At 68.2% G+C, this 25276-nt stretch carries 27 protein-coding genes; 12 read left to right on the top strand and 15 right to left on the bottom strand.

Going from position 1 to position 25276, the window contains the following annotated elements; genetic code table 11:
• Positions 1 to 86: 86 nt before the first annotated feature.
• Positions 87 to 1097, top strand: a complete 1011-nt coding sequence (locus AORI_RS62260; RefSeq protein WP_043848866.1) for a LacI family DNA-binding transcriptional regulator — start codon at positions 87 to 89, stop codon at positions 1095 to 1097.
• Positions 1098 to 1104: 7 nt separating this feature from the next.
• Here AORI_RS62260 and AORI_RS62265 read toward each other — a convergent pair whose 3' ends face one another.
• Complete coding sequence (locus AORI_RS62265; protein ID WP_043848141.1) at positions 1105 to 2565, bottom strand: SDR family oxidoreductase; 1461 nt, start codon at positions 2563 to 2565, stop codon at positions 1105 to 1107.
• 12 nt (positions 2566 to 2577) lie between these two features.
• Positions 2578 to 3051 (bottom strand): MarR family winged helix-turn-helix transcriptional regulator, encoded by a 474-nt coding sequence (locus tag AORI_RS62270; protein WP_016334601.1) that lies wholly within the window; start codon positions 3049 to 3051, stop codon positions 2578 to 2580.
• A 100-nt stretch (positions 3052 to 3151) separates the two neighbouring features.
• Here AORI_RS62270 and AORI_RS62275 point away from each other — a divergent pair, with 100 nt between their 5' ends.
• Together AORI_RS62275 and AORI_RS62280 are read left to right on the top strand one after the other, a co-directional pair.
• A complete protein-coding gene (locus AORI_RS62275) occupies positions 3152 to 5182 on the top strand; it encodes an MMPL family transporter (protein WP_016334602.1) in 2031 nt (676 codons plus the stop codon).
• Positions 5183 to 5207: 25 nt separating this feature from the next.
• Entirely contained in the window at positions 5208 to 5429 is a 222-nt protein-coding gene (locus AORI_RS62280) for a hypothetical protein (RefSeq protein WP_016334603.1), read from the top strand.
• Here AORI_RS62280 and AORI_RS62285 read toward each other — a convergent pair.
• Positions 5416 to 6600, bottom strand: coding sequence for an MFS transporter (locus tag AORI_RS62285; RefSeq protein WP_016334604.1), 1185 nt, complete (start codon positions 6598 to 6600; stop codon positions 5416 to 5418). The genes AORI_RS62280 and AORI_RS62285 overlap by 14 nt on opposite strands.
• A 66-nt stretch (positions 6601 to 6666) precedes the next feature.
• On the opposite strand from AORI_RS62285, the gene AORI_RS62290 reads away from it, so the two are divergent.
• Positions 6667 to 7647: an ArsR/SmtB family transcription factor gene (locus tag AORI_RS62290; protein ID WP_228688144.1), complete on the top strand. Its 981-nt coding sequence runs from the start codon at positions 6667 to 6669 to the stop codon at positions 7645 to 7647.
• A gap of 3 nt (positions 7648 to 7650) precedes the next feature.
• On the opposite strand, the gene AORI_RS62295 is transcribed toward AORI_RS62290, so the two are convergent.
• Positions 7651 to 7953: a DUF1905 domain-containing protein gene (locus tag AORI_RS62295; protein WP_043848142.1), complete on the bottom strand. Its 303-nt coding sequence runs from the start codon at positions 7951 to 7953 to the stop codon at positions 7651 to 7653.
• Between the two features lie 56 nt (positions 7954 to 8009).
• On the opposite strand from AORI_RS62295, the gene AORI_RS62300 reads away from it, so the two are divergent.
• Entirely contained in the window at positions 8010 to 8591 is a 582-nt protein-coding gene (locus AORI_RS62300; protein ID WP_016334607.1) for an AAA family ATPase, read from the top strand.
• Here the strand turns inward: AORI_RS62300 and AORI_RS62305 are convergent.
• From AORI_RS62305 to AORI_RS62320, 4 genes are read right to left on the bottom strand one after another with little or no spacing between them, the layout of a single operon-like run.
• Positions 8565 to 9191, bottom strand: coding sequence for a TetR/AcrR family transcriptional regulator (locus AORI_RS62305; RefSeq protein ID WP_016334608.1), 627 nt, complete (start codon positions 9189 to 9191; stop codon positions 8565 to 8567). The genes AORI_RS62300 and AORI_RS62305 overlap by 27 nt on opposite strands.
• A 1-nt stretch (position 9192) precedes the next feature.
• A complete protein-coding gene (locus tag AORI_RS62310; protein ID WP_016334609.1) occupies positions 9193 to 10401 on the bottom strand; it encodes an NAD(P)/FAD-dependent oxidoreductase in 1209 nt (402 codons plus the stop codon).
• A gap of 2 nt (positions 10402 to 10403) precedes the next feature.
• Positions 10404 to 10598 carry a ferredoxin gene (locus tag AORI_RS62315; protein WP_016334610.1) on the bottom strand — a complete coding sequence of 65 codons (195 nt, stop codon included), beginning with the start codon at positions 10596 to 10598 and terminating at the stop codon, positions 10404 to 10406.
• Positions 10595 to 11995, bottom strand: coding sequence for a fatty acid desaturase (locus AORI_RS62320; protein WP_016334611.1), 1401 nt, complete (start codon positions 11993 to 11995; stop codon positions 10595 to 10597). Before AORI_RS62320 ends, AORI_RS62315 begins: the two co-directional genes overlap by 4 nt.
• Before the next feature lie 191 nt (positions 11996 to 12186).
• Between AORI_RS62320 and AORI_RS62325 the strand changes: the two genes are divergently transcribed.
• The 4 genes from AORI_RS62325 (at position 12187) to AORI_RS62340 (ending at position 16126) form a co-directional block, all read left to right on the top strand.
• A complete protein-coding gene (locus AORI_RS62325) occupies positions 12187 to 13197 on the top strand; it encodes an SdiA-regulated/phytase-like domain-containing protein (RefSeq protein ID WP_016334612.1) in 1011 nt (336 codons plus the stop codon).
• Between the two features lie 12 nt (positions 13198 to 13209).
• Positions 13210 to 14106 (top strand): hypothetical protein, encoded by an 897-nt coding sequence (locus AORI_RS62330; RefSeq protein WP_016334613.1) that lies wholly within the window; start codon positions 13210 to 13212, stop codon positions 14104 to 14106.
• Complete coding sequence (locus AORI_RS62335) at positions 14103 to 14558, top strand: ester cyclase (protein ID WP_016334614.1); 456 nt, start codon at positions 14103 to 14105, stop codon at positions 14556 to 14558. Before AORI_RS62330 ends, AORI_RS62335 begins: the two co-directional genes overlap by 4 nt.
• A 98-nt stretch (positions 14559 to 14656) precedes the next feature.
• Positions 14657 to 16126 carry an alpha/beta fold hydrolase gene (locus tag AORI_RS62340; protein WP_016334615.1) on the top strand — a complete coding sequence of 490 codons (1470 nt, stop codon included), beginning with the start codon at positions 14657 to 14659 and terminating at the stop codon, positions 16124 to 16126.
• Here the strand turns inward: AORI_RS62340 and AORI_RS62345 are convergent, their stop codons facing one another.
• Positions 16127 to 16879 (bottom strand): ZIP family metal transporter, encoded by a 753-nt coding sequence (locus AORI_RS62345; protein WP_016334616.1) that lies wholly within the window; start codon positions 16877 to 16879, stop codon positions 16127 to 16129.
• 110 nt (positions 16880 to 16989) lie between these two features.
• Here AORI_RS62345 and AORI_RS62350 point away from each other — a divergent pair, with 110 nt between their 5' ends.
• Entirely contained in the window at positions 16990 to 17496 is a 507-nt protein-coding gene (locus tag AORI_RS62350; RefSeq protein WP_016334617.1) for a DUF4383 domain-containing protein, read from the top strand.
• A 51-nt stretch (positions 17497 to 17547) separates the two neighbouring features.
• Here AORI_RS62350 and katG read toward each other — a convergent pair whose 3' ends face one another.
• Together katG and AORI_RS62360 are read right to left on the bottom strand one after the other, a co-directional pair.
• Positions 17548 to 19782, bottom strand: a complete 2235-nt coding sequence (gene katG / locus AORI_RS62355; RefSeq protein WP_016334618.1) for a catalase/peroxidase HPI — start codon at positions 19780 to 19782, stop codon at positions 17548 to 17550.
• 32 nt (positions 19783 to 19814) lie between these two features.
• A complete protein-coding gene (locus AORI_RS62360) occupies positions 19815 to 20246 on the bottom strand; it encodes a Fur family transcriptional regulator (protein ID WP_043848869.1) in 432 nt (143 codons plus the stop codon).
• A gap of 569 nt (positions 20247 to 20815) precedes the next feature.
• Here AORI_RS62360 and cmk point away from each other — a divergent pair.
• Together cmk and AORI_RS62370 are read left to right on the top strand one after the other, a co-directional pair.
• Complete coding sequence (gene cmk / locus AORI_RS62365; RefSeq protein WP_016334620.1) at positions 20816 to 21490, top strand: (d)CMP kinase; 675 nt, start codon at positions 20816 to 20818, stop codon at positions 21488 to 21490.
• 102 nt (positions 21491 to 21592) lie between these two features.
• Positions 21593 to 22018 (top strand): HIT family protein, encoded by a 426-nt coding sequence (locus AORI_RS62370; RefSeq protein ID WP_123798448.1) that lies wholly within the window; start codon positions 21593 to 21595, stop codon positions 22016 to 22018.
• On the opposite strand, the gene AORI_RS82435 is transcribed toward AORI_RS62370, so the two are convergent.
• Genes AORI_RS82435 through AORI_RS62390 form a run of 4 tightly spaced genes read right to left on the bottom strand, consistent with a single transcriptional unit; the run spans position 21980 to position 25161 of the window.
• A complete protein-coding gene (locus tag AORI_RS82435) occupies positions 21980 to 22645 on the bottom strand; it encodes a class I SAM-dependent DNA methyltransferase (protein WP_016334622.1) in 666 nt (221 codons plus the stop codon). The genes AORI_RS62370 and AORI_RS82435 overlap by 39 nt on opposite strands.
• Complete coding sequence (locus tag AORI_RS83670; RefSeq protein ID WP_016334623.1) at positions 22636 to 23403, bottom strand: hypothetical protein; 768 nt, start codon at positions 23401 to 23403, stop codon at positions 22636 to 22638. Before AORI_RS83670 ends, AORI_RS82435 begins: the two co-directional genes overlap by 10 nt.
• Positions 23400 to 24455 (bottom strand): thiamine-phosphate kinase, encoded by a 1056-nt coding sequence (gene thiL, locus AORI_RS62385; RefSeq protein ID WP_200870923.1) that lies wholly within the window; start codon positions 24453 to 24455, stop codon positions 23400 to 23402. The genes AORI_RS83670 and thiL overlap by 4 nt, the downstream gene beginning before the upstream one ends.
• Positions 24448 to 25161, bottom strand: a complete 714-nt coding sequence (locus tag AORI_RS62390; RefSeq protein WP_016334625.1) for a hypothetical protein — start codon at positions 25159 to 25161, stop codon at positions 24448 to 24450. Before AORI_RS62390 ends, thiL begins: the two co-directional genes overlap by 8 nt.
• Positions 25162 to 25276 lie beyond the last annotated feature (115 nt).

Raw genomic sequence — 25276 nt, forward strand, 5'->3', positions numbered from 1 at the left:
CCCTCCGGATTCTGGCGAGAATGGCGCGGCTCGTGAGATGTTTACGTCAACATCAGACCGGCGGAGGCTATCGTGTTGACGTGAACATGTCCAGGAGCGGCCGCGGGCCGTCGATGGCCGACGTCGCCAGGGAAGCCGGCGTGTCCGGTCAGACCGTCTCCCGGGTCGCGAACGGCCGGTCGAACGTCGACGAGGCGACGCGCGAACGCGTGCTCGCCGCCATGCGCCGGGTGGGCTACCGCCCCAACAGCGCCGCCCGCGCGCTGCGCAACGGCCGCTTCCGCAGTATCGGCGTGATCATCTCCGCGCTCTCGACGTTCGGCAACAGCCGGACCCTCGACGCCGTCGCGTCCGCGGCCGCCGTCGAAGGGTTCTCGATCGTCCTCATGCCGGTGAGCAGGCCGTCCCAAGGCGAGGTGTCGGGAGCCTTCAGCAGGTTGGACGAACAGGCCGTCGACGGCGTCATCATCCTGATCGAGCAACACGAACTGGACCAGAGCGAGATCGAACTCCCCCACGGGCTCCCGGTCGTCGTCATCGACGCGGGCGGGCGGCGCGACCATCCGGTGGTCGACTTCGACCAGGCTTCCGGCGCCACCGCCGCGACCAGGCATCTGCTCGACCTCGGCCACGAGACCGTCTGGCATGTGGCCGGACCACCCGAGTCCTACGCGGCCGAACGCCGCCGGAAGTCGTGGCAGGAGACCTTGGAGGACGCGGGACGGAAGGTGCCGCCACCGCTCACCGGCGACTGGTCGTCGCGGTCCGGGTACGAACACGGCGTCCGGCTGGCGGGCGATCCCGCGGTCACCGCCGTGTTCGCCGCCAACGACCAGATGGCGCTCGGACTGTTGCGAGCGATCCACGAAAAGGGCCGGTCCGTCCCTGGTGAGGTGAGCGTCGTCGGCTTCGACGACATGGACGAGGCCGCCCACTTCTGGCCGCCGCTCACCACCGTCCGGCAGTCGTTCGGCGAGGTCGGGAAGCGAGCCGTCGCGGCCCTTCTGGCCGGGATGTCTGAGGCGGGGGAGGCGGGGGCGATCAGCGTCCCGACCGAACTCGTCGTGCGCTCCAGCACCGCCCCACCCCGGTCATGACGATCGATCAGCCGGCTTCTCCTTGCGCGGCACCGGTGATGTTGCGGACCATGCCACCGAAGACGACACCGTGGAACGGCGCGATCCCCTTCCAGTACGCGTGCCCGGCCAGCCCGTGCGGCTCGAACACCGCGCGCTGCCGGTAGATCGTCCGACCGTCCTCATCGGACTCGACGCCGAGTTCGAGCCAGGCACGCCCGGGCAGCTTCATCTCCGCGCGCAACCGCAGGAGCCGCGGCCGGTCGAGGTACTCCACGCGCCACCAGTCCAGTGCCTCGCCGAGATGCAGCCGTCGCGGATCCCGCCTGCCGCGCCGCAACCCGACGCCGCCGACCAGCCGGTCGGCCCAGCCGCGGACCGACCAGGCCAGCGGGAACGAGTACCACCCGTGTTCCCCGCCGATGGACTCGATGACGTCCCACAGCGCCTCCGGCGAGGCGTCCGTCAGCTGCTCGCGCTTGTCCTCGTAAACGGTCCCGCCCGCCCAGTCCGGATCGCTCGGCAGCGGATCCGAGGGCGCCGCGTCGCCCGACGCGTCCGACCAGCGGGTCGGCACGTCGGCGTTGCGGATCCGGGACAGCGCCAGTTCGACGGCGTGCTCGTAGTGGGTCAGCCCCGCCTCCGGGTCGGGGATGTGCTCGGCGATCGCGTGGTCGTGACAGACGACCTCGTGCACCAGCGACTCGATCAGCGGCACCGCGATCGCCTTCGGCACGGGCGTGACCAGGTTGACCCATTGCGCGGACAGCCACGGGGTCAGCACCGGCACCGGTACGACGGCGCGCCTCGGCAAGCCCGCCACGACGGCGTAGCGGCGCATCATGTCCAAGTAGGTCAGCACGTCGGGCCCGCCGATGTCGAAGGCACCGTTCACGTCGGAGGGCAGATCCGCGGCGTGCACGAGGTAGTGCAGCACGTCCCGGATCGCGATCGGCTGGATGCGGTTGCGCACCCAGCGCGGCGTGACCATCGCCGGGAGCCGCTCCGTCAGGTAGCGCAGCATTTCGAAACTCGCCGAGCCGGAGCCGATGATCACCGCGGCCTGCAGGACGATCGCGGGCACCCCGGAGTCCAGCAGGACCCGGCCCACTTCCGCGCGCGACGCCAGGTGCGGCGACAACTCCTCGTCGTCCGGCACGATGCCGCCCAGGTACACCAGCCGCCGCGCGCCCGCGGTCTTGGCCGCCTCGGCGACCGTCTTCGCCCCCTCGCGGTCGACGTCGACGAAATCCTTGCGCGCCAGCGAATGCACGAGGTAGTAGACGACCTCGCAGCCGGTCAGCGCCGCCTCGATCGAGGACGGATCCGTGATGTCTCCGCGTTCGACCTCGACACGGTCACGCCACGGCTCCTCGGCGACCTTCTCCGGTGAGCGGGCCACCACGCGCACCTCGTGACCCGCTTCGAGCAGTTGCGGCACCAGCCGTCCGCCGACATATCCCGTCGCACCTAGCACCACACATCGCATACTCCCGAGTGTTCACGGTGCCAGCCTGCCTCGCACTTCGACGGTCGCGGCGATGGTGCCCCGGAGGAACCGGACGACCGTCCGACGCTCGTCCTCCCCCATCTCCCGCCACGCTTCGGCGTAGCGCTTTCCGAGAGGCATGAAGAACTCGGCGCCGATCTCCCGCGCCTTTTCGTGCATCCGCAACTCGACCTTGCGCCGGTCGGTCGCACTCCGGTCGCGATGGAGGTGCCCGGCCCGCTCCAGCCGGTCCAGGACCGCCGTCGTCGCCGACGCGCTCAGGTGCAACGCGCTCGCCAGCGTGCTCGGACTCATCGGCGCCCCCATCCTGGCGGCGTCCATGATCACCGCGAGCGCGTTGAGGTCGGTCCGGTGCAGGCCGTGCTTCTCCCCGAACATTTCCGCGAACCGATCCGATTCGACGGTCAGCTGCCGCAGCAGGAGTACGAGCAGGTCGTCCGTGACCTGTCCGGCGTCCTCAGCCATGTCGGGTAGCTCCCCTCACGTTGCCCCGTCCGGATGACCACTCTACTATTTCGATGGTCGAACTATTCACTCGTCGAAGTAGCACTGGAGCCATCCGTCCATGATCTCGGAAGTCGAACGTCCCGCCCGCACGCGGTCACGTCTGCGGTGGTTGCTCCCGGCCCTGGTGGCCGTCGCCTGGCTGATCTTCGGCGGCTTCAGCGGCCCGTACGCGGGCAAGCTCAGCCAGGTCACGGAGAACGACAGCAGCAGTTTCCTGCCGGCGTCGGCCGAAGCGACCGAAGTGGCCGAGCTCCAGAAGCAGTTCTCCAGCGCCGCCGTCATCCCGGCGATCGTCGTCGCCGAGCGGCCGTCCGGCCTGACCGAGGCCGACAAGCGGTTCCTCGCCGACCGGACGTCGAACGCGCGGCTCGTGCCCGCGCCGCAGAGCAACGCGGGCGCGCAGGTGGTGGTGCTCCTGGACGCCACGACCGACCCCGGTGACGGCGTCGACGCACTGCGGGAGTCGCTCGCCCGCGACACCCCGGACGGGTTGAAAGTGCTCGTGACCGGTCCCGCCGCGCAGGTCGCCGACCTCAAGGAGGCGTTCGGCGGGATCGACGGGCTGCTGCTCCTGGTCGCGGGCGCGGTGGTCGCGGTCATCCTGGTCATCGTCTACCGCAGCCCGCTCCTTCCCCTGCTCGTGCTGTTGTCGGCGGTGTTCGCGCTGGGCACGGCGAGTCTCGCGGTGTACCTGCTCGCGGATCACGACGTGCTGGCACTGAACGGGCAGAGCCAGGGGATCCTGTTCATCCTCGTCTTCGGCGCCGCCACCGACTACGCGCTCCTGATGATCTCGCGCTATCGCGAAGAACTCCGGACGACCGAGGACGCCCGCGCCGCGCTCCGCACGGCCTGGCGCTCGACCATCGAGCCGATCGCGGCCTCCGCCGGGACCGTGATCCTCGGCGTGCTGTGCCTGCTGTTCAGCGATCTGAACTCCAACAAGGGGCTCGGCCCGGTCGCCGCCATCGGCATCGGCGCCGCCTTCGTCACGACCATCACGTTCCTGCCCGCCGTCCTGGCCTTGTGCGGGCGCAACGCCTTCTGGCCCTTCCGCCCGGCGGTGGCGCCGCCCCGCGACGAGACCGGCGGGCTTTGGGCACGCGTGTCGGGCCTGGTCGCCCGCGCACCGCGGACGATCTGGATCGTCACGACCGTCGTCCTGCTCGCGGGCGGCGCGTTCCTCCCCCAGCTCAAGGCTTCCGGCACCGCGCAGTCCGACGTCTTCCTCACGCCGGTCGATTCCGTCGCGGGACAGGAAGTCCTCTCGCGCTACTTCCCCGGCGGCTCCGGCTCGCCGACAGTGATCATCACCCCCGCCGGTCAGGCTCAGACCGTCGCCGCGCTGGCGCGTGTCCCCGGAGTCTCCGACGTCCGCCAAGGCCCCGAAGCGGGCGGGCTCGCGAAGATCGACGCCGTGCTCGCCGATCCCCCGGACTCCGACGCGGCCGTCGCGACGGTGCAACGGATCCGCGACGCGGTGCACACCGTCGACGGCACCAAGGTCGGCGGGCCCACCGCGACGCTGCTCGACACCCGGGAGACCTCCGAGCACGACCGGATGGTGATCATCCCGATCGTCCTGGTCGTGATCTTCCTCGTGCTCGCGCTGCTGCTGCGATCACTGCTGGCGCCGCTGCTGCTGATCGGCACGGTGGTGCTGTCCTTCGCCGCGACGATGGGAGTGTCGGCGCTGGTGTTCAACCACGTCTTCGACTTCCCCGGTGCCGACCCCGTCGTCCCGCTCTTCGGCTTCGTCTTCCTTGTCGCGCTGGGGATCGACTACAACATCTTCCTGATGACGAGGGTCCGCGAAGAGGCGGGCAGGATCGGCACGCGGGAGGGGACGCTCCGCGGTCTGCGCGTCACCGGCGGCGTGATCACGTCCGCGGGTGTCGTACTCGCGGCGACCTTCGCCGCCCTCGCCGTCCTGCCGATCCTCTTCCTGGCACAGCTGGCTTTCATCGTCGCGTTCGGCGTCCTGCTCGACACGCTCCTGGTGCGTTCGCTGCTGGTCCCGGCTCTGACGGTGGACGTCGGACGGAAGATCTGGTGGCCGTCGAAACTGGCGAAGACCGGCCGGGAATGAACGCATTGCCCGTACCCTGGTCACCATGAGCGCTGACCAGGACGCCGTCGACGAACGGATCCAGGACGCCGCCGAACGCGGTGACCTGGCCGAACTCCGGCGGCTGGCCGATGCCGGCAGTAGCGACGCGGCCGACCAGCTGATCGAGACGGCGACCGAACTGGGTGCGCTGGACGAGCTGCGGCGGCTGGCCGCGGGCGGGAACCAGGACGCCGCGGACCAGCTGGCCGAGCTTACCGAGGAGTAGCGCCGCGCATCGCCGGGATGAGCACCGGAAGCGCGGCCAGGAGGGCGAGGCCGCGCACGACGCCCGCGACGGGATAGGGAACGCGAAGCCCGAACCTGTGCGCGAGAAGCCCGCCGGTCAGCGCGCCGAGCGGCATCAATCCCCAGCCGAGCAGCCGGTAGACGCTGTTGACCCGGCCGAGCAGAGCCGACGGCACCTCCTGCTGCCGGACGCCGACGGTGACGACGTTCCAGATGGTCGTCACGAAACTGCTCACCGCCCAGAACCCGCCGAGTACGGCGATGTTCGGGCTGAACCCCATTCCGGCGAAAACGACGGCGTTCACGGCGAGCGAGACGAGCAGCGCGCGGAGGTCGCCGAGCCAGGCGACCAGGCGTGTGATCACCAGCCCACCCACGACGCCTCCGATCGCCGCACCGGCGAGCAGCAGACCGAACACCCCGGCGCCGAGATGCAGCACGTCGGTCACGAAGAGGACGAGCGTCGCGTTCCCGAGCTGACCACAGAAGGTGTTGATGCCCAACAGCACCGCGAGAGTACGAAGCAGGCGATGCCTCATCAGCCACCGAAGTCCATCGAGGACCTTCACGCTTTCCGCTTGGCCGCCTCGTCTCGGCAGCTTCGCCAGGAGTACCGCGGCGAGGACGAACGACATGGCGTCGACGGCGAATGGCAACGTCCAGGCGAGCGCGAAGAAGAAGCTGCCGAGAGGCGGGCCCAGGAACTGCCTGCCCACGATCATCGCCACCTGCTGTCTGCCGTTCGCCTGGTGCAGCAAGCCTTTCGGGACGAGATCCGGAATCGCCGTCTGCGCCGCGTTGTCGTAGAAGACGTCGCACGCCCCCAGCGCGAACGCGAGCAGGACGAGCACGGGCACGGTGACGGCCCCTGCCGCGACGAGCGCGGTGAGCACGCCGACGATCACCGCTTGGAGCGCCTGCGTCCGCCACATGAGGGTCGTCCGGTCGACCCTGTCGACCACGGAGCCGGCGGTGAGCGACAGCAGAAGCCACGGCAGGTACGTCGCGGCGGAGACCAGAGCGACGTACCTGGCGTCATGGCTCACCGTCACCGCCAGCAGAGGCAGCGCCGCCGTGAAGACGCCATTGCCGAGGCTGTCGATCCCGGTGGCCCACCAAAGCCGTCGGTAGGCGCGGGGTAGGTCGGGCATGGTCGGATCGTGGCGGCGCCCGGTGTTCCGGAGACACCATTTAGGCCTGGGCTACATACTCGGACGATGCCGATGACCATCGAGCTGGGCGTCGCCGAACTGGCCGCGACCCGGTTCGCGATCTCGCCGCTGTCCGAGACCGTGGCCTGTCTGCTGCAGATCGCCGGTCTCGATCGGAATCCGGTCAATCTGCCCTGGCTGCGGTGGGCGCGGGAAGAACTCGATCGCGCGCCGCTCGATCTTCCCCGGACTTGGCCACTGCTCGTCAACGGCAGGCTCAGCTGGCCCGAGTTCCTCGTCCCCGCTCCTCGGGATTCCGGCGCATCGCTCGAAAAGGACCTCGACGCGGTGCGGCGAACCCCCGAAGCCCGGGTAAGGGCGAGCCTCGACCGGGTCTTCGGCGCGAAGCGTCCCCGCGCCGCAGCCGCGCTGGCCGACAATCCTCGATCCGGCCTTCGAGAAATCGCCGACGAACTGCGCGAAGCCCACGATCGCCTCGTCTCGCCGCATTGGCCGCGGATGCGAGCGGTACTGGACGCCGACGTCGTGTTCCGCGCGCGGCAACTGACTGCGGGCGGTGCCGAGCGTCTGTTCGCGGATCTGCATCCGGATCTGCGGTGGGGCGTCGACCGGGTGACACTCGCCGGTGAGCGCTGGCGGAATCGGCACAGCGTTGTCACACGAGGACCTGGCGGTCTCGTGCTGATGCCGGTCGTCCTCGGCTCGCCGTATGTCCTGATCAAGAACAACACGTCGACCCAGACCACGATCCGCTATCCGGCTCGGGGAACCGGTGCGCTGTGGGCGACAGGGACTAGATCTCCCGGGCCTGGCACGGTGAGACTCCTTGGTCGGATGCGAGCCACTCTCCTGAGCTCGCTGTCCTCCCCCGCGACCACGACCGACCTCGCGCGCGCCTTGGGCGTGACACCGAGCGCCGTCTCCCAGCACCTCAAGGTCCTGCGGGACAGCGGACTCGTCACACGCGAACGCTCCGGCCGCGGCGTCCTCTACCTGACGACGCCGCTCGGTGAACGGCTGCTCTGACGGTCACAGGTCGATCAGCTCGACGGTCACTTTCGCAACATCACCTTCCTCGATTCCTTCGGCCTTGCGTACCGCTTTCTTGACCGGCAGCACGTACGCGCCCCGTTTGGAGTCCGGGAAGATCGACGTCTTCCATTTGCTGCCGCCGATACCGACCTGGACACGGACCGCTCCGAACCCGCGGCGAGGCCCGTCGGTGATCTCGCGGATCTCCTCGGAGATGTCCTGGGGCAGGCTGACGAAGGTCCAGGTCTCCCCACGGCGGGCGTCCCAGACCCAGAGCTCGGCATCGAACACGACGATCATCGGTGGAGCGTCGCACACGGGACCGACGATTCCGCGCGCCCCGCTACCGTGGCCGAGTGGACTTCGTCGTGATCTTCGGACCGCCCGCCGTCGGCAAGATGACCGTCGGCGAGGAGCTGTGCAAGCTCACCGGGTTCAAGCTGTTCCACAACCACATGGCCGTCGAGCCGGTGCTCGGCATCTTTCCGTTCGGCTCGCCGCCGTTCGGCAGGCTTGTCAACGAGTTCCGTCGTCGCGTCATCGAGGAGGCGGCCGACGCCGCGCTGCCCGGCCTCGTCTTCACCTACGTGTGGGGTCTCGAACTGCCCGAGGACACCGAACTCATCGGCTCGTACGTCGACATCGTCCGGTCGCGGGGCGGCCGGACGCGGTTCGTCGAGTTGTACGCGGATCTCGACGAACGCCTCGAGCGGAATACCACCGAGCTCCGCCTCGACCGCAAGCCCAGCAAGCGCGACCTCGAGTTCTCCCGCGCCAATCTGCTCGAATTCGACCGCGACTACGTGATGAACACCGACGGATCGCGGCGCACCTGTGCCCAGGACCTGATCGAGCGCCACGATCACGTGCGCATCGACAACACGCGCTTGACCCCGGCGGAAACCGCGGCCCTAATTCTCCGAAGGATGCCGCAGTGACCGGGTCGTCGTCGCGCCGAGCACCCGCGAAGCCATCCACGCCAGCGCGTCGGCCGTGCGTGCCGGGGTGTCCGACGGCTGCATGACGTGGCTCAGCACGGTCCGGACCACGACGTCGATCGCCACATCCAGCTGCGCGGCGTCCAACGGCGGACCGTACGCGCGGACACGGCCGCGCAGCATGACGGTCGCTTCGCTCAGCAGGCTCCCGGCCCGCACCGTCAGCAGCGGCAGCAACTCGGTGTCGGCGCCGTGCGTGGCCGAGACGATGGCGCGCAGCAGGAGATTGTCGTCGGCGAGTTCGAGAACGCCGCGGACGGCGTCGTGGATCGCCTCGACGAGGTCTTCCGGATGCCGTTCGAAAGCGTCCCGGACAACCGTGAGGAACCGGCCGAGTTCGTGCGAGATCATCGCTTCGGCGAGCTGGGTCTTCGAGCCGAGTTCGTTGTAGACCGTCTGGCGGCTGACGCCGACGATCTCCGCGAGCTTGCTCATCGTCACCGAGGCCCAGCCGGAACGCACGGTCAGCTCGATCGCCGACGCGACGATCGGTTGACGGTACGGACCTCCCGCAACCGGTGCCTCACTCATGATCGTCATTCTAAGCGGCCGTTTCGGCGGCGAACGCCAGCGCCTCAGGCCACGGCGCCCGCCCCGCGATGTGGCGACGGTACTTCATGATCTCGCGCGGCCGGTCGACGGTCAGCGCCCCGACGATCCGGTCCCCACGCCGGTACAGCGCGGTGAAACCACCGGACTCCGGGACGGCGGTCACCACCTCGTCCGCCCTCGGGGTGCCGACGAACTGGATCCGGTGGTCGTACCAGTCCGACCAGAAGTACGGCACCGGCGACAGCGCCTTCGCCGTTTCCGGCGCGAGCGCGTGACGAGCGGCCGCGGCACCCTGCTCCGCGGCGTTCGTCCAGTGCTCCAGCCGCATCAGCTCACCGTCGAACAACGGGTTCGCGGCATGGGCGACATCGCCGGCGGCGTACACGCCGGGCACCCCGGTCGCGAGCGTGGCGTCGCACACCACGCCGCCGTCGCACTCGTGCAGCGGCACCCCGCTGCCGGCCAGCCAGCCGGTGGCCGGGACTACGCCGATGCCGGCGACCACCAGATCGGCGGGCAGCACCTCGCCGGTCGAAAGCCGGACGCCGGTCACCGCGCCGCCGTCGGACTCCAGGCCGGTGACCGTGGTGGACAACCGCAGTTCCGTACCCGCCTCCCGGTGCAGCGCGGCGCACACCGCACCGGCCTCGGCGCCGACGGACCGGGTGAGCGGGACGTCGAGTGTTTCGACGATCGTCGACGACAGCCCGCGCTTCCGTGCCGCGGCCGCCACCTCCGAGCCGATGAAGCCCGCGCCGATCACGACCGTGCGTGCCCCGGCGTCGAGCGCGGCACGGACCGCCAGCGCGTCCTCGGCGGTCCTCAACGTGTGGACCCCGGCGATCCCCTCGCTTCCGGGCAGCCGCCGCGCGGTGGCGCCGGTCGCGATCACCAGCGCCTCGTACGGAACCGTCGTCCCCGCCACCGAAACCTCGCGGGCGGTGGTGTCGAGCCCGTCCGCGGGGGCGCCGAGCATCAGTTCGACACCGAACTCGTCGCGCAACACGTCCTCGCCATGGAACGGCTCGACCTTGCCGGGGCCTTCCGCGTCGAGGAACGACTTCGACAACGGGAGCCGGTCGTAGGGCGGATGGTCCTCCGCGCCGATCAGCACGATCCGGCCTCGGTATCCGTCCCGGCGCGCCGCCTCCACCGCGCGCAACCCGGCCAGCGACGCGCCCACGACGACCAGTGTCATGATCAGTCCCGCAGTTTCAGGGCGAGGACCGGGCAGGCGTCGACGGCGGCCGACAGGTCCTGACGGTGTTCCTCACCGGGCTGCTCGTCGAGCACCAAGACCGTGCCGTCGTCGCCCACTTCGAAGAAGTCGGGCGCCATCGCCTCGCACATGCCCAACCCGTCGCATTTCGCGCGGTCCGCCTCGATCTTCATCATGCTCCGACCCTTCCCGGTGCCACGAAATCGACCTTCTCCCGCACGCCGCAGTCCGGGCAGCACCACGAATCCGGGATCGCCGACCACGGGGTCCCGGCGGGGAAACCCTCCCGCGGGTCGCCGAGCTTCTCGTCGTACACATAGCCGCAGCCGGGGCACATCCCGCCCTCGGTCGCGTCGCCGTGCGTGTCGGCGACGTGCCGCGACGGCGCGGTGACCCGCGTTCCGTACCGCGCCAGCACCTTGGCCCGCTTCGACGGCTGGATGTTGGCGCGGGAGATGTCGCCGTCGAAATGAGCGAGCACCCGCGGATCCATCACGCGCCGCCACACCGGCGGGACCAGCGCCAGCACGATCATCCCGGCGTAGCCCGTCGGGAGCACCGGCGATTCCGCGAAATCGCGCAGCGTCTGGTAGCGGCGGGTCGGGTTGGCGTGGTGATCGCTGTGCCGCTGCAGGTGGTAGAGCAGCACGTTGGTGGCGATGTTGTTGGAGTTCCAGCTGTGGCTGGGGTCGACGCGTTCGTACCGGCGGCGGTTCGGCGGGCCGACCATCTGCCGCCGCATGCCGTAGTGCTCCATGTAGTTCACGACCTCCAGCAGCGAGAACCCGACCACCGCCTGAATCACCAGGTACGGCAGGATCCCCGGCCCCAGCCACACGGCCATCGCCGCCCACAGCACCGCGGACATCAGCCAGGCGTTGAGCACGTCGTTGCCGATCCGGAACGGATGCCGGTCGCGCCGGGCGTAGCGCTTGCGCTCCAGCCCCCACGCGGATTTCAGCGAGCCGAACACGGTGCGCGGCCAGAACCGGTAGAAGCTCTCCCCCACCCGGCTGCTCGCCGGGTCCTCGGGAGTGGCCACCCGGACGTGGTGGCCACGGTTGTGCTCGATGTAGAAGTGGCCGTAGAAGCTCTGCGCCAGCGCGATCTTCGACAGCCAGCGCTCGTGGCTCTCCTTCTTGTGCCCGAGTTCGTGCGCGGTGTTGATGCCGATCCCGCCGATGCAGCCGATCGAGATCGCCAGGCCGATCTTGTCCGCGACGGACAGGTCACCGCGGGCGATCAGCCAGAACGCCACCACGAAACCCGCGTACTGGATGGGCAGGAACGCGAAGGTGATCCACCGGTAGTAGCGGTCCCGCTCCAGCCGTTCGATCACGTCGTCGGGCGGATTGCTGCGATCCAGACCGGCCACCAGGTCGATCAGCGGCACGATCACCAGGATCACGATCGGCCCGATCCAGAACCACACCCCCCAGCCGGTGGCCGCGTGCAGGCCGATGGCCAGGAACGCGAGCGAAGGCACCACCAGGCCGATCAGCCACAGATATCGCTTGCCGTCGGTCCAGCGTTCGGTCGAGCCCGCCGGGATCGTGCCCGTCATCTCGCTCATCGCACCCTCCTCCATTGGCTGGGTTTACAAAACCATAGGTTATGTACAGCCGGTTTGACAAGAGGACATCTTTTGTAAACCCAGCGTTGCTTCATTTCGTGAGAATCTGGCGATATCTTGTGTTTGTAAGGAAACTTACTTAACTTATGACGACACGCCGCGACCCACTTCGTCCGCCCGAAGGAGCGCGAATGCCCGAATCACCTCGCCGGATCCGACCCGCCGCGGTGGCCACCGTCGCCGCCGCCCTGCTGGTCCTGCCCGCCACCGCCGCCACCGCGACCACGACGGCGAACAGTCCGTGGCCGGGCGGTTCCGCCGTCACGAACGCCGACGGTTCGAACGTCCTCGGCGGCAACATGAGCGGCCTGTCGTTCGGCGGTCCCGACGTCCTCTGGGCGGTCAAGAACGGCCCCGGCACCCTGTACCGCCTCGTGCGCAACGGCTCGAAATGGCAGCCGGACACCGCCAACGGCTGGTCGTCGGGCAAGCAGCTGCGCTACCGCGGCGGCAACGGCGACCCCGACGCCGAAGCCGTCGTGGCCACCCCGGACGGCGTGGTCGCGGCCACCGAACGCGACGGCGACAACAGCAAGACGAGTTCGCTCAAGGTGCTCCGGTACGACGTCTCCGGTACGGCCAAGACCCTCAGCGCGAAGGCCGAATGGGATCTGACCGCGGATTTGCCGAAGGTCTCGGCCAACGACGGCCTCGAAGCCGTCTCGTGGATCCCGGACAGCGCCCTCACCGCCAAGGGATTCGTCGACCAGCGCACGAAGGCGCCGTACGACCCGGGCAGCTACCCCGGCCACGGGACCGGCCTCTACCTCGTCGGCCTCGAGAGCAACGGGATGATCTACGCCTACGCGCTCGACCAGGCGGGCGGGAAGTACACCCGGGTCGCGAGTTTCGCGAGCGGGCTCGACTCGATCATGGAGCTCGAGTACGAGGCTTCCACCGGCAGGCTGTGGGCGGTCTGCGACAACAACTGCGGCGGTGACTCGGCGACGCTCGCCGTCAATGCGCAGGGCGCGTTCGCCGTCACGGCCACGTACGACCGTCCCAGCGGCATGCCGGACTACAACAACGAAGGCTTCGCGATTTCGGCCGCGTGCGCCTCCGGGACCAAGCAGGTGGTCTGGGCCGACGACGGGAACGAAAGCGGCCACGCGCTCCGCGCCGGCACCCTCTCCTGCGGCTGAACGGGGCGCGACATGAAATTCGCCTCCCTCGCGATCCTTCCGGCACTGACCATTCCCCTGTTCCTGCCGTCCGCCGCGCTCGCCGGCGACGGTTGGGAATCCATCGGCACCGGCATGACCTCCGGCGCCAGCGGCATCGCCGTCCTCGACAAGGACGACCACCGGATAGACGCGCTTGTCCTGCGGGACAACAAGAAGCCCGGCGAGAACCGGGCGGTCCGGGTCCGGCTCGAGCACGGCAAAGTGTCCAAGGTGGACCCGATCGACTGGCCGGGTGAACTCCCGGTCGACCTGGAAGCGGCCGAGCCGGTGCCGGGAAGGACCGGCGAATTCATCGCATTGGCCAGCGACGGCAAGGGCTTTCACTTCAAGGTGAAGGACCGGAACCTGAAAGTGCTCGGAACTTTCCAGGCACCGAAAGGCGACCCGAAGGACAATTACGAGGGTTTCGCACTGAAAAAGGTGAATGACCGATTGTTCGCGGTCTGGGCGGACCGCGGTCAGGACGCCCGGCCCGCCACGCTGTACTCCGCGGAGTTCTCGGTCTCGAAGCTGTCCTTCAAGAAGCCGAAGTCGATCCCGTTCCGGGTCCCGTACCCGGCCACGGACGTCCGGCACACCTCGGACGTCGAGATCACCGCGGACGACCGCGTCCTGGTCTCGGCCGCCTCCGACCCCGGCGACGAAGGGCCGTTCGATTCGGCCGTGTACGAAGCGGGCGTGCTCCGCTCCGACGGTTCGATCGCGCTCTCCCCCGCCCCGGTGAGGATCGGCGACTTCCCCGGCCACAAGATCGAGGCCATGACCTGTCTCTCGCGCTCGTGCGGCAGCCTGCTCTACGGCACCGACGACGAGGCCGCGGGCGGTAGGCTCCGGATCGCGACCAGGAACGAGCCGGAGGACCAGTGATCAGCGAAGACCTGCGCGAGCGCCGCCACAAGATCATCGAAGAGCACATGGACACCGAGGTGGCCCACGAGTTCGACCGGACGCTGGGCACCTTCAACGGCCATCCGCACTACGAGATCATGGCGACCGGGCAGATCTTCGACGGCGACGAAGAGGTCATGGCGTACTACCGCATGACCCGCACGGCGTTCCCGGACCAGCGGCACGACAACGTCCGGTACCACTTCGCCGACGAGTCGGTCATTGTCGAATTCGACCTGCTCGGCACCAACCTCGGCGAGTTCTACGGCCGTCCGCCGACCGGCAAGGCGTTCCGGGTGCCGATCATCGCGGTGTTCTTCTTCGACGAGGACCGGATCACCAACGAGCGCATCTACTTCGACGCCGCCAGCCTCATCACCCAGGCCGGGCACGCCGAACTGCTGACCCTGCTCGCGTCGGGCGAGGTCTGACCGGGGCCCGGTGATCATCGGCCGATCGGCCGATGTGGACGGCCGGAGCGCGCGACGAGGCTGGCGGAGTCCCGCCGTCGAGCCTTGGAGAACCGCTCATGTCCCGCTACCGGGTCGCGTCCGTGCTGGTCGCGACGATGATGGTCGCACTGTCGACTCCCGCGCTCGCCTCCGCGTCGCTTGTCTGGAAACCCTGCAAGGACGTCGCCGCCGGCTGGGAACCCGCGGACGATCAGCGCACCGAATGCGCCATGGTGACCGTCCCGGTCGACTACGCGAAGCCCGACGGCCGGGAGATCGACATCGCGGTCTCCCGGCAGAAGGCGACCGACCAGGCACGGAGGCGGGGCGTCGTCCTGCTGAATCCCGGCGGCCCTGGCCAGTCCGGTATCCACCAGCCACGGTGGATCGCCGACAGCCGCGCCGCCGGGATCGGCGCCGACCACGACCTGATCGGCTTCGATCCACGCGGTGTCGGCTACAGCGCCGACATCGCCTGTCCGGCGCTTCCCGGTGATGACGCCGAGCCGCCGGCTTCCTTGCCGGACAAGGAAAAGGCGCGGTTCGCGTTCGACCGCGACGCGACGGTGAACCAGCGCTGCATCGCGGCCGATCCCGAGTTCGTCCGCAACCTGACCACGGAGAACGTCGCCCGCGACATGGACCGGATCCGCGAGGCGCTGGGCGAGGCGAGGATCGGGTTCTACGGCGTTTCCTGGGGCACCGCGCTGGGCGCCGCCTATCGCAGCGCGTTCGATTCCCGGGTGGATCGCATGCTCCTGGACTCGGTCATGTCACCGACCCTCGACGTCGGCGCCATGGACGACGCGATGATCGCGGCGGGCGAGATCACGGTCAGGGAGTTCGCCGGCTGGATCGCCCGCTATGACGCCGTCTATCACTTCGGCGGGCGGCAGCCGGTAGTGCTCGAAGGCTTGCTGAGGCTCCGCGACGAACTCACCGAGCATCCCCGGACGGTGAACGGCGAAACCATCGACGGCGAGACGGTGACGGGCTATCTCGCCGGTCCCCGCCGCGATTGGGCGAACGCCGCGAAGACGCTCGCGGCCCTGCGTGACGGCGGTCTCCCTGCCACGAAGCCGACGTCCGGGCAAGGTCGCGGGTTCGGCTGGGACACACCGCCGACCGGGTACAACACCTTTCAGCAGACGGCGATCCTCTGCAACGCCTCCGAGGGCCCTCGCGACTTCGAGACGATCTGGCAGCGGCGCCTCGACCGCATACGCGAGTACCCGGCCGTCGCCTCCCCCGGCATTTGGAACGGCCGCTGCGCGGGCTGGACCTTGCCTGTCCAGCCGTGGAAATTCACGCCGGGGACCAGTGCGCTGCAGCTGGTGGGCCACACGTACGAACCGGTGACGCCGATCGGCTGGGCGCTGGCCATGCGGGACCGGATCGGCGGCACTCTGCTGACCATCGAGGACGACCATCACGGCTCGCTGTCCTCGCTCCCCTGCGCGAGCAAGGCCGTCGAGTTCTTCTCGACCGGCGAGACGAGCGACGGATCCTGCGCCGGAGCGCCGATTCCGTCCCCGCCCGGTCACTGATCACCCGATGTGGGAAAGACCGAACGCGGTGAGGAAACCCGTCACCGTGATCAATCCGGTCCACAGCTGAGCGTCTTCGAAGGCCTCGGGGATCATCGTGTCGGCGATCATGGCGAGGATCGCGCCGCCCGCGATCGCGGTGATCACCGCGAGGCCGGCGCCGGACGCTTCGCCGAGGACGCCGTAGCCGAGCAACGCCGCCACACCGCTGATCACGGCGATTCCGCCCCAGAGCGCGAAGACATAGCGCGGGCTCCGGCCGGCCCGCTTCATCCCCGCCGCACTGGACAGCCCTTCCGGGACGTTGCTGATGAACACGGCGGCCACGGTCACGACGCTGACACTTCCGCCGCCGAGCAGGCTGGTGCCGATCACCATCGATTCGGGGATGCCGTCCAGCAGGGCGCCGAGCGCGATGGCGGTGCCGGAGCCCGCCTGCTCGGCTTCGGACGGCTGCTGGTCACCCGAGCGTTTGCGATGACGGGCACCTCGCCGGGCGAGTCCGACGTTCGCGAGGGTGTAGACCAGGGCACCGCCGAGCGCACCGAGCGCGGTCGGCAGGAAACCGCCCTTTTCGTGTGCTTCGGCGATCAGCTCGAAGGAGACGGCGGAGATCAGCACGCCGCTTCCGAAAGCCATGACGCCTGCGACGGCCCTGCCCGGGATCCGGATCAGGAAGCCGACCATGGCGCCGAGCAGCAAGGCCGATCCGGCCAGGAGGCCCCAGCCACCCGCCGCCAGCAGATCCGGCACCCGTGCCTCCCGCTCACCGCTCGAAACCCGGACACACCTCAGTCTGGACGACCCGATGGCAGGACGCGCGCCGGAGGATTACGCCATGGCAGCCGGGGTACCCGGCCGCCATGGAACGAGAAGACACGGCACGTGGTTCCTACCCGGCGGAGCAACGCGAGAGCGCCGCGCGGCGTCCTCCGCAGGTGGCCGCGCTCGTCGTCGGCGCGGCCTTCCTGCTTGTCGGCGTCCTCGGCTTCATCCCGGGCATCACCACCGGCTACGACGGGCTGGAGTTCGCCGGACACCATTCCGGAGCCCGGTTGTTCGGCGTTTTCGCGGTGTCGATCCTGCACAACCTGGTGCACCTGCTGTTCGGCGTCGTGGGCGTGCTCGCCTCGCGCAAACGCGCCGCTTCCCGCGTCTTCCTCATGGTCGGCGGCGGGATCTACCTGCTCCTGTGGATCGTCGGCCTGGCGATCCCGCAGAGCAGCCCGGGGAACTTCCTCCCGTTCAACGTCGCCGACAACTGGCTGCATCTGGGCCTCGGCGTCGGCATGATCGCGCTCGGTGTCCTCACGACAGCGCTGGAACGCAAGGCGGGCGACTATCCGGAACCGGATCTGCAACACCAGTGAAAACGTCCGGGCCCGCCGCGGATGCGACGGGCCCGGACGTTCGGCTCAGTTTCAGACCAGGTCGTAGCGGTCGAGGTTCATGACCTTGTCCCACGCCGCCACGAAGTCGCGGACGAACTTCTCCTTGGCGTCATCGCTGGCGTAGACCTCCGCCACCGCGCGAAGCTCGGAGTTCGACCCGAACACGAGGTCGGCCCGGGTACCGGTCCACTTGACCTCGCCGGTCGCCGAGTCACGGCCCTCGAAGACCTCCGCGTCGGCGGACGTGGCCGTCCACTGCACGCCCATGTCGAGCAGGTTCGTGAAGAAGTCGTTGGTCAGCGCCCCCGGCTTCTCGGTGAACACGCCGTGCTGGGACTGCTGGGCGTTGGCGCCGAGGACACGCAGACCGCCGACGAGGACGGTCATCTCGGGCGCGCTCAGGTTCAGCAGGTTCGCACGGTCGATGAGCAGGTACTCCGTCGGGAGACGGTGGCCCTTGCCCCGGTAGTTGCGGAAGCCGTCCACGGTCGGCTCCAGCGGCGCGAACGACTCGACGTCGGTCTGCTCCGCCGTCGCGTCGGTGCGGCCCGGCGTGAACGGCACGGTGACCTCGTGGCCGGCGTCCTTGGCCGCCTGCTCGACGGCGGCGACGCCGCCCAGCACGATCAGGTCGGCGAGCGAGACCTTCTTGCCGCCGGTCTGGGCGCTGTTGAAGGCTTCCTGGACACCTTCGAGAGTGCGCAGTACCTGCGACAGCGTCTGCGGGTCGTTGACCTCCCAGTCACGCTGCGGCTCGAGGCGGATGCGGGCACCGTTCGCGCCACCACGCTTGTCGCTGCCGCGGAAGGTCGAGGCCGACGCCCAAGCGGTGGAGACCAGCTGCGAGACCGACAGGCCCGAAGCGAGCAGCTTCTCCTTGAGGGAGGCGATGTCCGCGTCGTCGATCAGCTCGTGGTCGACGGCGGGCACCGGGTCCTGCCAGATCAGCGTCTCCTGCGGCACCAGCGGGCCGAGGTAACGCTGGATCGGGCCCATGTCGCGGTGGGTCAGCTTGAACCAGGCGCGGGCGAAGGCGTCCGCGAACTGGTCCGGGTTCTCGTAGAACCGGCGCGAGATCTGCTCGTAGACCGGGTCGAACCGCAGCGCCAGGTCGGTGGTGAGCATGCCGGGCGCCCGGTTGAGCTTGCCGTCCTCAGGGTCCGGGACGGTGTTCTTGGCCTTGCCGTCCTTCGGCGTCCACTGGTGGGCGCCCGCCGGGCTCTTGGTCAGCTCCCACTCGTACTCGAAGAGGTTGTGGAAGAACCAGTTGCTCCACTGGGTCGGGGTCGGCGTCCAGGTGACCTCGAGGCCGCTGGTGATCGCGTCGCGTCCCTTGCCGCTGCCGAAGCTGTTCTTCCAGCCGAGGCCCTGCTCCTCGATCGAAGCGCCCTCGGGCTCGGCCCCGACGTACTTGTCCGGGTCGGCCGCGCCGTGGGTCTTGCCGAAGCTGTGGCCGCCGGCGATCAGCGCGACGGTCTCCTCGTCGTTCATCGCCATCCGGCCGAAGGTCTCGCGGATGTCGCGGGCCGCGGCCAGCGGGTCCGGGTTGCCGTTCGGGCCTTCCGGGTTCACGTAGATGAGGCCCATCTGCACGGCGGCCAGCGGGCCTTCGAGCTGACGGTCACCGCTGTAGCGCTCGTCGCCGAGCCAGGTGCGCTCAGGACCCCAGTACACGTCCTCGTCCGGCTCCCAGACGTCGGCGCGGCCACCGGCGAAGCCGAAGGTCTTGAAGCCCATGGTCTCCAGCGCGCGGTTGCCGGTGAAGATCATCAGGTCGGCCCACGAGATCTTGCGGCCGTACTTCTTCTTGACCGGCCAGAGCAGGCGGCGGGCCTTGTCGAGGTTGCCGTTGTCCGGCCAGCTGTTCAGCGGGGCGAAGCGCTGCATGCCCGCGCCCGCGCCACCGCGGCCGTCCTCGATCCGGTAGGTGCCGGCGCTGTGCCACGCCATGCGGATCATGAAGCCGCCGTAGTGGCCGAAGTCCGCGGGCCACCAGTCCTGCGAAGTCGTCAGGACGGCGTCGACGTCCTTGGCGAGTTCATTGAGGTCGAGGGTCTTGAACTCAGCGGCGTAGTCGAACCCGGCGTCCATGGGGTCCGAAGCGGCGGAGTGCTTCCGGAGGATCTTCAGGTTGAGCTGGTTCGGCCACCAGTCACGGTTGCCCGCGCCTTCGGTGGGGTGGTTGCGGCGGCCCGACGAGACGGGGCAGCCGCCCGCGCTCTCTTCGTTCATTTCGCCGATGACGGCGTCCGGGCTGTCAGACACGGGAATCCTTCCGGGAATCAGAACTGCAGGGCTCAAGAACGGGGTTCGGTCGCACAGTCGGGGCACAGGCCCCAGTAGATGACCTCGGCTTCTTCGATCACGAAGCCTTGGTCGTTCGACGCGGTCAAACAGGGTGCGGGACCGACGGCGCAGTCGACGTCGGCGATGGCACCACAGGTTCGGCACACGACGTGGTGGTGGTTGTCCCCGACCCGGGACTCGTAGCGTGCCACGGACCCCGACGGCTGGATCCGCCGTACGAGACCCGCGGCGGTCAGTGCCCGCAACACGTCGTAAATGGCCTGGTGAGAGACCTCGCCGAGCTCCGTACGCACGGCACCGATGATCGAGTCGGTGTCGGCGTGCGGGTGGTCGCGTAGCGCTGTCAGCACGGCCACCCTGGGACGCGTCACGCGCAGGGAGGCCCCGCGCAGCATCCGCTCGAACTCCTGGGTCGTGGGCACGGCCGCAGTCTGGCCCATTTTCTGGAATGAATCAAGTTCGCAGGATCCCGGGCGTGTCTCCGCCCCCGCGTGCCCGGCGCCGGGACTCGCGTGCCCCGGGGCGGATCACTCCGACGCGAGTTCGGCAAGGGTGGTCATCGTTGACGACGTCGGCTTCGTGGCGTTCGTTACGGATTCTCGTCAAGAATTTCGCCCATCGTCAACAATCGGGTGAAAACGCGATGTGAAGTGGCTCGCAATAACCACTCGCCCACCCGAATGTGCGAAATTCGGACGAAACTTGCACCCACGAAAGGGAATCTCCACTGCCACAGCAGGTTTTCCGCGTACTCCAAACACAAACCGGTGCCCCCGCGATGCCCTGGACGAGTGAGAGGCCATGCCGGAGCGTGGCCGCGGCGACCACGTTCACCTTCATCCGGAGGCCGCAATCCGTTGCCAGAGCATGATTCCCGACATCTTCGCTGCTCCGAGGCAACTCGCATACGCGCCCCACGACGCATGTCTCGCGTGATAGCGTCTGCGCCCTGCTCCCCATAGTCCGGCTTCACCCACCAGCAAGGAAAATCATGCCCGAACAAGGTCTCGGCACCGTCGTGGCGGTGGACGGCCCAGCAGCGGCGGGCAAGACCACCACCTGTCTGGCACTGTCGAAATCATTCGACCTGCGCTATCTCGAAAGCGGCAGGACTTACCGCATCATCGCTTTCGAAGCACTTCAGCGTCGCATTCCGGTGGACAACGCCACGAAAGTTACCTGCCTCTGCGACGAATTGATCACGGCGAGCCGTTCCGCGAGCCTGCTGACTTCCGACCGCTACGCCCCGGACAACCTGCGCGCCACCCGGGTCAACGTCGCCGTTTCGGCGGTCGCCAAGATCGCGGAGGTCCGCCAGCGGGTCACCAGCCTCATCAGGCTTTGGGCCGGCGCACAGCCTCGCTGCGTCATCGAGGGCCGGGACATCGGCACCACCATCTTTCCCGCCGCGACCGTGAAGTTCTACTTGACCGCAAAGCCCGAAGTCCGGGCGATGCGGCGCGTACGGCAAGAGCGGTCGGCATCCTACGAACACGTTCTCGACGACGTGATCCGCCGGGACGAGGCCGATATGTCCCGGGCGACGTCGCCGTTGGTCCCCGCCGAAGACGCCATCAGAATCGACACCACCGACCTCACCGTCGAGCAGGTACTGCGGCTGATGACCTCGGCGTGTCGCGACAGAGGATTAGAGATCAACCGTTAGTGCGAGTACGCTTCTGCTTTGTCTGCGACGAAGCTAAGTTGACCATGGGTATGACTTCAAGTGATCGATCAATGACGAGGAGTATTGGTTATGAGACCGGCGATGGCGAAGGAAAACGTAGCCGAACCGGTGAACACCGATTGCCTCTTTTGTCAATTCGATGACGCATCGGTGAATGACATACTGGTCGACGGAAACGAGATCTACGTTCGGTGGGACAACTTCCCCGCCGCCAAGGGACATGTCGAGGTCGTCCCGAAAAGACACGTGGAGTCCTACTTCTCGCTCACGGCGAGCGAGCACGCCGAAATCTATGCGCTGATCAAGCAGGCCTGGCACCGGATCCAGGACCAGTTCCAGCCGGACGGCTACACCATCGGCGTGAACGAAGGGCAGGCGGCGGGCCGGACGATCGACCACCTGCACATCCACCTGATCCCGCGCTACGAGGGCGACGTGGCGGATCCGCGAGGCGGTATCCGTCACGTACTACCGGGGACCAACCCCGACGAATGGCTCGGCCGGTAACCCCTTCCTCGCCTCCACCACGAACCAGCTGCCGCGTCCGCTCGGCAAGACCCGGGCCGAGACGAAGCCGGCGGCGGCCAATTCGTCCACCACGGCTTCCGGTCTGCGCAACGAAAACCATCTCGGCGACGGCATCCGGGCACTGCGCGCCCACCCTTCGCCATTCCCTTCCTTGAGGCTGATCGCCGTGACACCGCCGGGCGCGAGCACGCGATGGATTTCGGAGAAGACGCGCGGGTGCGCCCCGCTCGGTAAGTGCACGAGGCTGGCACAGGCCCAGACGCCGTCGAACACTCCGGCGGCCAGCGGCAGGGCCAAGAGATCGCAGAGCACCGCACCGTCCACCGCGCAACGACTTCGGGTGTGCCGGAGCAACTCCGCACTGAGGTCGGCCGCCACCACGGCCGCGCCGCGTCCGATCAGATATTCGGCGTCCCGGCCGGCGCCACAACCGAGGTCCAGCACCGAACTTCCGGGCAGGGCATCGAAGAAACGGTCCAGTTCATGGTCCAGACCGGGGAACAGGTCGAGCGTGCCGGTGGCCCGCACGTACACCGCGGCGTTCTCGTCGTAGGCTCGGCGTGTACTCGACACCAAGGCGCGCAGCTTCGCGTCGTTCAGGTGCATTCGAAGTCCTCGCGACCGATGGCCATGCCCAGATTGGTCATCTCCTCCAGCAGTTCCCGCCGGTCGAGCACCTCGTAGCCGCGGCCGGCGTCGACGCTCACGCAGCCGACGAACTTGTTGCGCCCGCTTCTGATCGGCGTGACGAACAGGGCGGTCCGATGCTTGAGGGCCTGGAACGCCTCCCATCCCAGGTTCATCACCGATTCGGCACCGAAGCGGGCCACGTGGTCGTCGAACTTCGCCTCGTCCGTGAGGCGGGCCGCCAACGGTGCGACATCGAACGTCACCTCGCGATCGTGCTGCCAGCACAGTCCCACGGCGCCGATGCCCCGCACCGGCGCGAAACTCCGCGTCGCCGGAAAGGACGACATCCGGTAGGAGGACAGTCGTTTCAGGACCCCGCGGATCGGATGCCTCAATGTGCGCGTCTTCCGCCACACATGAAGCGCGAGGTCGCCGGTGTCCAGCGGCGGATCGATCTTCGCGCTGATCTCGAGCAATCTCCCGAACGTCGACAACACGCGACGGCGCATCATGACGTTGCGGTCCACGAAGGCCCGTCGCTGCCAGCTTTCGAACGGTGCGAAAGCACCGAACACCCCGGCCGTGACTAGCGCGACCAGCAGCAGGTAAGAGCGGTCATTCAGGAGGCCGTCCCAGAAGGCCTTCGCCGGTACGTTGTACGCCTTGCCCGCCAGGAAGAGCGTCGCCGACAGCAGGATCGCCTTGTCCGCGATCTTGGCCGCCTTCCGGCTCATGCCTTTCCGTCGCGCTGGTGCCGCCACGCCTCGCCCGGCAGGTCCGCCCGCTCGCCGTTCTTCCCGGTCAAGACCACCTCGGGCCGCTCGGTGACCACGCCGATCCGGTGGAAGCTCAGTGCTTCGGCGAGGTCGTCCACCTGGGTAGGCGGCACGGTGAAGACGAGTTCGAAGTCGACCGAGTCGCCCATGACCAGGCTTAACGGCTCCACATCCACGTGCGCGGCCACGGCGGCCACCGCCTTGGGGATGGGAATGGACCGCTCGTCGACGTCGATCCCGACTCCGCTCGACTCGGCGATGCTCAGCAAGGCCGCCTTCAGCCCGTCCGAGGTGTCCAGACAACTCGTGACCACCCCGCTGGCGCCGAGCGCGAGCCCCTCGTCCACTCTGGCCACCGGTCGTTTCCAGGCGGAAAGCAATGACGGCAGCAAACTGTCGATGACCAGGTCCGGCACGCCGGAGCGCAGGTACGCCATCGCCGCTGCGGCGGGACCGGTCGGTGCGGTGAGGCAGACGACGTCACCGGGTTTCGCGCCGGACCGCAGCAGCGCCCGGCCCGCCGGGCACACCCCGAGAGCCGACGCCGAGAGGATCAGGCGTTCCGCGCCGCCGATGTCGCCACCGACGTTGAGGCAGCCGAAGGCGGCGCACGCGCCGCGGATGCCGCGCATGACGAGACCGAACAGCGCGTCGTCCATTTCGGCCGGATACCGCACGACCGAAAGCAACCCGATCGGCTTCGCGCCCATCGCCGCGATGTCGCTCAGATTCGCGGCGACGAGGTAGTACCCCAGGTCGTATTCGTCGAGGTGTCCCATCTCGTAAAGCCTGAACTTGGGCCCGCGGACGTAATCGGAACCCACCACGAGGTCGTGCTCGCCTGCCAGCCGGAAGACCGCGCAGTCGTCTTGGGCGTCGGCTCCCGCGGTCAGGTCCACCCGGCCACCGTCCGGGAACGAAACCGGGACGAACTCGCTCGCCTGCCGGGCGAACAACGGCACGATCGCCGTGGCCAGTCTCGTCGGTTCGTCCGAGAATTTCTCACTCACCACAGGACAGCTCCACCTCGGCGGTCGTGACATCGCCACTCAGTTTTCCCGGCCAGTAATCCACCATTCGCAGGGTCTCGCGAAGATCCCTTTTCCGCATCACCACCGCGTAGTCCCATTCCGGATCCTCGATCGCCAGCACGGCGCCGACGATCGAGCGGAGATACTGCCTTTTCTGCGCACCGGTCGGCAGGTAAACCCGGACTTGCCCCCGGTACACACGGAGGAAATAAGACGAAGACGGCCAAGGCGCGAGCGCGAGTTCCCCGAGCGAATCCAGATCCCGGTGGAACAGGCCGTCCCCGATCAGGAGGTCGTCCACGGCGTCACCGTCGACGGGGAGAAAGTGCAGATGCGCGTGCGTGATGCACGCGTGGCTCTCCTGTCCGGCACTCGAACCGTGCTCGAGGATCAGCGGCTCGCCGAAGGTCTCCCGGTACAGCGGCACGAACTCGTCGAGAAGGCCGCACACCTCGTCCCGATGACGGGAAAGCACCTGGGCGAACGACAAGTGGTGATTCGACGGCAGCAGCAGGAGATGCCCGAGCACGAGCGGTGACATATCGGCCAGCAGCGTCAAGTTTTCCGTTGAATGTATTAGCCGGGACGGTGGGCCACCTTCGTAGAAACGGGCGAAGGAAGTGTCAGCCGAACCCGAAAGCTCTTCGCAGAAGTCCGCACCCGCGCACTGCATGGTTTCGATCATGTCTCCCCCGCCGCCTCGCTTCGTCCTGGCCTTCGCCGAGCAGAGCACCTGGATTTTTGCGCACGGTCATGGCGGACTTGAACGGTCAATGCGGAGATTAACTCGAACGTCGTAA

This window comes from Amycolatopsis keratiniphila (assembly GCF_000400635.2).
GTDB lineage: Bacteria > Actinomycetota > Actinomycetes > Mycobacteriales > Pseudonocardiaceae > Amycolatopsis > Amycolatopsis keratiniphila.